Source organism: Rhodococcus sp. AG1013, assembly GCF_003350365.1.
In the GTDB taxonomy this organism is placed as follows: Bacteria; Actinomycetota; Actinomycetes; order Mycobacteriales; family Mycobacteriaceae; genus Prescottella.
In genome coordinates this window covers 117797-124499 of record NZ_QQAT01000019.1, presented here as the reverse complement: position 1 = coordinate 124499, position 6703 = coordinate 117797, and the positions used below count along the sequence as shown (strand labels likewise).

9 protein-coding genes and 1 pseudogene are annotated in these 6703 nt (G+C 65.5%); 4 read left to right on the top strand and 6 right to left on the bottom strand.

Annotation, left to right across the window (positions count from 1 at the left end; all coding sequences use genetic code 11):
* Positions 1–96: 96 nt before the first annotated feature.
* The 5 genes and pseudogenes from DEU38_RS21130 to DEU38_RS21110 all read right to left on the bottom strand — a co-directional run bounded on the left by DEU38_RS21130 (position 97) and on the right by DEU38_RS21110 (position 3232).
* Positions 97–615: a hypothetical protein gene (locus tag DEU38_RS21130; protein WP_147283557.1), complete on the bottom strand. Its 519-nt coding sequence runs from the start codon at positions 613–615 to the stop codon at positions 97–99.
* Between the two features lie 168 nt (positions 616–783).
* Positions 784–1158: a DUF4259 domain-containing protein gene (locus DEU38_RS21125; protein WP_114723375.1), complete on the bottom strand. Its 375-nt coding sequence runs from the start codon at positions 1156–1158 to the stop codon at positions 784–786.
* An 89-nt stretch (positions 1159–1247) separates the two neighbouring features.
* Entirely contained in the window at positions 1248–1634 is a 387-nt protein-coding gene (locus DEU38_RS21120) for an HsmA family protein (RefSeq protein ID WP_114723361.1), read from the bottom strand.
* A gap of 178 nt (positions 1635–1812) precedes the next feature.
* A pseudogene (locus DEU38_RS29365) lies at positions 1813–2130 on the bottom strand (alcohol dehydrogenase catalytic domain-containing protein); the annotation flags it as partial.
* A gap of 244 nt (positions 2131–2374) precedes the next feature.
* The gene (locus DEU38_RS21110; RefSeq protein WP_114723360.1) at positions 2375–3232 is read right to left on the bottom strand and encodes a hypothetical protein; all 858 of its coding nucleotides are present in this window, start codon (positions 3230–3232) and stop codon (positions 2375–2377) included.
* Positions 3233–3474: 242 nt separating this feature from the next.
* Here DEU38_RS21110 and DEU38_RS21105 point away from each other — a divergent pair, with 242 nt between their 5' ends.
* Both DEU38_RS21105 and DEU38_RS21100 read left to right on the top strand, forming a co-directional pair.
* Entirely contained in the window at positions 3475–3942 is a 468-nt protein-coding gene (locus DEU38_RS21105) for a hypothetical protein (RefSeq protein ID WP_114723359.1), read from the top strand.
* 47 nt (positions 3943–3989) lie between these two features.
* Positions 3990–4508 carry a hypothetical protein gene (locus DEU38_RS21100; RefSeq protein ID WP_114723358.1) on the top strand — a complete coding sequence of 173 codons (519 nt, stop codon included), beginning with the start codon at positions 3990–3992 and terminating at the stop codon, positions 4506–4508.
* Between the two features lie 102 nt (positions 4509–4610).
* Here DEU38_RS21100 and DEU38_RS21095 read toward each other — a convergent pair whose 3' ends face one another.
* Entirely contained in the window at positions 4611–4994 is a 384-nt protein-coding gene (locus DEU38_RS21095) for a helix-turn-helix domain-containing protein (RefSeq protein ID WP_114723357.1), read from the bottom strand.
* Positions 4995–5077: 83 nt separating this feature from the next.
* Between DEU38_RS21095 and DEU38_RS21090 the strand changes: the two genes are divergently transcribed.
* The gene (locus DEU38_RS21090) at positions 5078–5488 is read left to right on the top strand and encodes a RidA family protein (RefSeq protein ID WP_114723356.1); all 411 of its coding nucleotides are present in this window, start codon (positions 5078–5080) and stop codon (positions 5486–5488) included.
* Positions 5489–5861: 373 nt separating this feature from the next.
* Positions 5862–6602 carry an MBL fold metallo-hydrolase gene (locus DEU38_RS21085; protein ID WP_258558079.1) on the top strand — a complete coding sequence of 247 codons (741 nt, stop codon included), beginning with the start codon at positions 5862–5864 and terminating at the stop codon, positions 6600–6602.
* Positions 6603–6703 lie beyond the last annotated feature (101 nt).

Genomic DNA, 6703 nt, shown 5'->3' with positions numbered 1-6703 from the left:
CGAGCGGATGTGGGCCTTAGACAAGCCACACCCCACTCGGAGGTTCTCTTCACATCAAGCCGACACGCCCGCTACCAACGTCCTGACCGGGTACACCTAGGTGTCATAGTCTCCGTCGTCCCACGGGGCGTAGAAGGCCATATAGTCGCCCGGTTCGACCGTGACATTCCAGTACCACTCATGGTCGTCCTCCGAATCCGGCCCGTGAAGGATCAACCCGAACTCGTGCCCGTGCGCCGTCACGGAGAACGGGGCGACGGTAATGTCGCAGAACGAGACTGGTTGAATCTCCGAAAGCAGGCGCTCGACGGCATTCTCCTGCTCGTCGAAGTGCGCGACGTTACCGGGAAGCGAACCATCCCCGGGTCGGGTTCCCAGTGGAACAATCGTCGAATCCACAAGCGCGCCGCCCACATCGAACAGGTACCTGGCTGCGAACTCCGCCCCGGACGCGTCGCCACTAGCCCACGCGAACGGAGTCGTGACAAAGAACTGGCGGCCGTCGACTGCCGTCCCGACGAACGCCGCGTGGTAGTCGTCACGCGCAATCACCAGGGACTGGGGAGCCAACTGTCCGTCAGCATCCCGCAAACCAGGATCGAGATGATTAGTCACCCAAAAATGATAACGATCAATCAACAGCACTGATGGAGATGCGCGACGGTGACACCCGGCTGCCGAAGGGGCGTGACCGGATCCGGATCCGTATGAGCAGTGGTGCTCGATACGTGTGTCTGCCGACCAGTCAGCTGCGCCAGTCCGCTTGCGCGCCAGCCCGGCCCATCATCCCTCGCGCTCCGCCGCCACCTCGGCCAGTTGGTCGAAGGTCCGCACGAGGACCTCACGTCGCCGCTCCTTGTAGTCCGGCGCAGGCTCCAGCCCGTCGATTGCCCCGTCCCAGACGGCCAGGAACCGGTCTCTCCAGCCGACGATGGTTCCCGGGTCGGGCAGGGTGACCCCGACGTAGTGCTGCTGCGCGATGAGGTGGAGCAACTCCAGGTTGCACGGCACCGCGACACCCCAGTACTCATCCGGCTCGATCTCGACCGGGTCGCCGGACATCGCCTTGGTCACCTCGTCGACGAGCCGGCCGGTCATGTCGGAGAGATGATCGGCGGCGGTGTCGTCGTCGAAGTTGCCGCTGCCCCAGGTCCCCATACTGTCCACACCCTCCTGTATCCGATTCTGGCGACATCGAACCAGACAGCGCCGACATTCCGCCGTCGGCAGGCCAGGCCCGGGCCGCGCTAGCCGGTCATGGCGCCGATGGCCCCCGTGAAGTAGGGCACCAGCCAGATCGTCCACACGACCAGGCTGAACTGGTGGAACTTCGCCTTCTCGGAGGGACGATCGCGGATCAGGACAATGACGGCCCACACCAGGTGAACGGCCATGAGCACGATTGCCACGGCTCCGGTGACGATCATGATCTTGTCGAAGGTGGATGTTCCGGTTTCCGATGACTCGTCGGAGATTCGGCTCATCAGGAAGGTACCGGTGGCGTCGCAGACCAGGCCGAGCGCGAAGGCGCCGGCATGCCACCACTTCAGGGTCTTCTGGATGCGTTCCGACCACACGCCGACGGAGTAGAAGACCAGGGCAAACGTGATGACGATGATCGCGGTGGCCAGCATGCCCCGAGACTAGCCGGGGCTTGATGCCGATCCGCGACGCCTCGCCGCCATCTGCCGCCGTCGGCTCGGAACGAGACGCATCGCCGCCGAGCTCGTCACCGGTCAAGATCACGGCGGTGAGCGGATTGGCGAGAATCTGGGCGGCCGTGGAATCGCTCATGCCGGCGGGAACCGGCAAGACCCGCCCGGCGTCGGCGACGACATACTCCTGCCACATGCCCTTGACCCCGATCGTGATGACGCGTTTCCCGACGGTCAGACCGTCTGTGCCGCTACCGAGTTCGTCGATCACGCCGACGGATTCGATTCCGGGTACGGTGGGGAACTCCGGGATGAATCCGTATCGGCCGCGGATGGTGTGCAGATCGCTGGCATGGACGGGTACGGCGAGCACCCGGATCCGGACCTGGCCGGGACCGGGCTCCGGAATCGGGCGGGTCTGCAGGTGCAGAACCTCGGACGGCTCACCTACCGTGTCGGCGACGACAGGCCGCATGGTTCTCATCTTCCGGACGCTCCTTCGGACGGATCCAGACCTCGCAGCGGTTTCGGCTCGCACAATGTCTGCTGTGCCCTGTGAGGGCGAAGATTCGGATCGGCGCGGTGCAATTCCAGCCCTACTTGCTCCAATGCTGCCACCACGGCGGGGTCGTTGCGGTCCAGACCGTCGTCTCACTCCCCGCCCCGCACCTTCGGCTAACCATCCCGCGGGCACACTCTGGCTGCCGCCTACGGGAGCGCTACCGTTCGGTCGCATCAGCAGGCGCGCCGCATTCAGCACACGCGCGCTCCAGTGCCTCGATGCGCGGCCGTCCCACACCGGCCGGGGACTGTACCGCCAGCAGCGGCGGCCACGGCCAGTGCCGGCCGAGGCGGCCCCGCGCCCGCAGGAAGCCGAGTCCGAGCACGAGGCCGAAGATCAGGTGCCCGATCAGCGAGAGCGTGATCGTCGTCGGCGTCAGCGGAAACATGTCATGCTCACCGCGCGACGACAGGGCAACCGTTGCAATGAGCCCAGCCCATACGGGGACCACCGCGCCGGTGACGAACGCGAGGAGGACGGTGCGGCGGGACCGGTGGTGGAGGCCTAGCGCGAGGGCGATGAGGAAGAAGGCGATTCCGATTCCTCCGCCGTCGCCGAAGTAACGCCACAGGTAACCGACGATCGCGCCGGTCTGGGTGTCGGTTCCCGAGTGGAGCCAGGTGCCCATTTTCGGAATGAAGTCGTCCCAGAGACCGAGCAGATAGACGGTGTCGAGGCGGAAGACGTCATAGACCAGACACGCGAACATTCCCCAGCCGAGGCCGTGGCCGACGATGCGATCGATCGGGTGCGGAGCGATCACGCACAACACGACGAGGACGGCCGCGAGCGGAATGACCACCAGCGCGCCGGTGGCACTCATCGGCGCGACGCCGAACACCTGCGCCGAGATCCCGAGCAGCGGCAGGGACGCGAGCAGCAGGTACATGCCGATCCGGGCCAGGGTCCAATGGTGACGGACCGTCTTCCGGACGGATTCGACGGCGGGCAGGGCTGCGGCGGGCGGCCCGTGTTCGTGAACATCGGGGATGGCGGTACCGGGGATACGGGGCATAGCGGGCGGGGTCCTTTCGATCGGGGGACCTCTCTCGACGAGTGGCCGGTTTCCGAGGCCTCTCCAGCGTCCGTCGGGTGCCCTGCCTGCGAATAGTCCCCCGAGGGGTGATGAACAGCCACCCTCACGCACTCACGACTGCGACCTCCACCCATGACGCCCCACCCGTCGGCGCTACTCTGCTTTCCTGCAGCAACCTTCGCCCTGCGATCGCGGCCGGGCCACATCATCTGGGGGCAGTCATGGGCTATGCATCCTTCACCAACTGGCGACGACTGGACGGTGACCCGGACGTCATCTGGCACGCATTCACCCACCCGGTGGAGACGGGACTGTACGAGGAGCACAAGACGGAGACCGTGCTCGGGCCCGACTTTGCGATGGCCGCGGGGCACGGCTGGGACAGCAAGCACGGCGAGGAATGCGACTTCGACGTCGTCCGATGGACCATCACCCGGCACGTGCCGAACGAAGTGTTCGAGTTCTCCGGCAAGCAGCGGGGGATCCGGCAGAACGTCGTGCTCACCATGGAGGCCGCGGACGGCGGCCACATCGTGACCGAGACCATCCACTTCCGCCCGGCACTCGCCGGTAGACCGGGTGCGCAACTGCTGTCCTGGCTGCTCCTGGCCACCGGCCTGCTGGCCAAGGTCGGCAATGATCACGGCGAGAATCTCGATCTGCTCGAACAGCACGTCGCAGCCATGTAGCGGAACCTGTCGGCGCCTCGAATGGTCTGGGGAAATAGGCTTTTGAAGTGACGGATCTGATTTCGAGCGGGATCACGGCCCTGCGTGCTGTTGGATGGGCGTGGGAGCCTGCAGGTGACCGGCAGGTGGTGTTTCCGGGTTCTCGTTACGAGGTGGTGCCGCCGCAGTTCTCGGCGTGGTCGTCGGCCTTCGGGCGCCTGTCGAACGCGGATGAGACAGTGTGGTTTCTGTCCGCAGGTGACTACTCGGCCGTCGGGGAAGACGCCTTTGCGTGGAACGAGTTCGAGATCATGAGTTTGGACGCCGCGGTGACCGACGAACAGGTCTCGGCCGTCGTTCGTTTCTGGGACCGCCACCTTCCGGTTCTGGTGTCGGTGAAGGACGGTTATTCGTATGTCGCACTCGTGACGTCCGGTGAGGGTGTCGGAAGGATGGTCCTCGGCGAGGAGCCGGAGTTCGAGGAATCGGTGCCGCTAGCGGACGACTTCGACCAGTTCCTCGCCATCATCGCAGGCCGGCGGGACCCTGCCGATCCGCGTCTGTGGAACTTCCTCTTCGACAAGTGAATCGCTTCCTGGGTGGCCGGCACTTCAGCCCGGCGCGCCCAGGAGTCGTGTAGTTGTCGGCCCTGCTGCTCCCCCTCACCAACCTGTTCGGCGCCGAGAACGTCAGGCGAGTTCCGACTCGGCATCGAAGCGTGCGCGGGCGTTGTCGATGTCCGGCATGTACGTTTCGGCCCACCCGAGGAGGACGTCGACCGGGTGACGAAGGGTCTTGCCGAGCGGGGTGATCCGGTATTCGACGGCGATCGGGCGGGAACTGAGCAACTCGCGCTGGATGATGCCGTTGCGTTCGAGACGACGCAGCGTGGCGGTCAGCGATTTTTGTGTCACCGCGGGGATCGCGCGACGCAGATCGTTGAAACGGCTCGGCCTCTCGCACAGTTCGTTGAGCACCGCCAACGACCACTTGTCGAGGATCTGATCGAGCAGCTCTCGATGAGGCGGGGTGATCGTGAGTTCGCCGCGAACGGCCGGGGAAGTATCGCGCATGCTACCTAGTCTCGTTGAAGTGACCTCCGTATACCAGGTATCAAAGTTATACCCATCCAGCTCGCGTTTCGAGGAGATCTCTCATGACCGTTCAGTACCTCACACCCGAGGGCATGACGCATCCCACTCCGTATCATCACGTCGCCGTCGGCTCCGGAACCCGACACGTCCACGTGGCCGGCCAGATCGCGCGGCTCGCCGATGGAACCCCAGTGGCTCCAGGCGATCTCCCGGGGCAGGTCGCCCAGGCACTGCGCAACACCGCTACCGGGCTGGCCGGGGCGGGCGCGACGTTCAACGACGTCCTTCGCCTGACCTTCTACGTCACGCACTGGCATCCCGAGAAGATCAGCGAGTTCATGACCGGTGTCGAACGGGTCGCCGAGGACATCGGTCTCCCGCTGCCGCTACCGCCGGCATCGCTGATCGGCGTGGATTATCTGTTCGAGCCGGACGTGCTCGTCGAGGTGGAGGCAACCGCCGTCATCGACTGACTGCATTCTCGGAGCCGCCCGTGTCGGAACAGACCGAGGGTCGACGTCGAAGGTTGTCCCGCAGGACAATCCCGCTACGAGCCAACGTCACAGCGGTGACCTCGGGTGGTGCGTGACAGTGCGCCCACCCGAGGGCCTCGCCTTCACTGGGCCGTCGATGACATCGACGGCTGCCTCGATCCGATCGCCGGAAGTCGAGGCGTCGCGGAGCTCCGCAGCTTCCTCACATCATGTAACCATCCCGCCATGACGGAGGAAGCCTGGATCATGGTGCGCGACTCCCGGTGTTGCTGCGGCGAGACCGTGCAGGCACCACGCCCGGCCAGATCGGCAGGTCGATCGGCCATACCGCAGAATGGGCGTCGTGACGAGAATGGACGAAGTGGCGCCCAACGTCTTCCGTGCCACCGGGACGGACGTCAACGTGGCGATTCTCCGAGACGGTGACGCCTTGACCCTGATCGACGGCGGCTATCCCGGCGACATCGGCGCCGTCGAAGGCGCAATCCGCTCCCTCGGCCGCCGTCCCGAAGATGTGCAGGGCATGCTGCTCACTCACGCACACATCGACCACATGGGTGCGATCGTCGCGTTCCACGACCGCTACGGAATTCCCGTGTTCACGGACCCCACCGAGGTCGCCCACGTGAGACGGGACTACCTGGAGCAGGCAACTGCCAAGGACTTCCTTCCGATGCTTCACAGGCACGGAGTGCTGCCGTGGCTGCTGCGCATTGCACGGGCCGGGGCGACCAAGCCGCTCTCCCTCGACGACGCCCACGCCTTCCCGTCCGACGGCCCCCTCGACCTGCCCGGTGCGCCCGTCCCCGTGGCGACCCACGGCCACACGTCCGGGCACACGGCGTACCACCTGCCGCAGCACGGCGTGATCGTCACCGGCGACGCACTGGTCACGGCGCATCCACTGTCGAAACTGCAAGGCCCACAACTTCTCCCGGCGGTCTTCGACCACGGGACGTCGGACACTCTCGCCGCGCTCGACCATCTGGCGACACTCGACGCGGAGACCATCCTCCCGGGGCACGGACCCTCGGTGTCCATGCCGATCGCCGCGGCCGTCGCGCAGGCAGTCAACAGGTACCGGATCGGATAGTCGACCGCCTCGTCGCGTGTCGTGCAATCCGTCGAGACGAAGGATCTGCTCGATCACGTCCTCACCGTGGCTCGTCGAGACGCGATGATCGCGAACCAGCG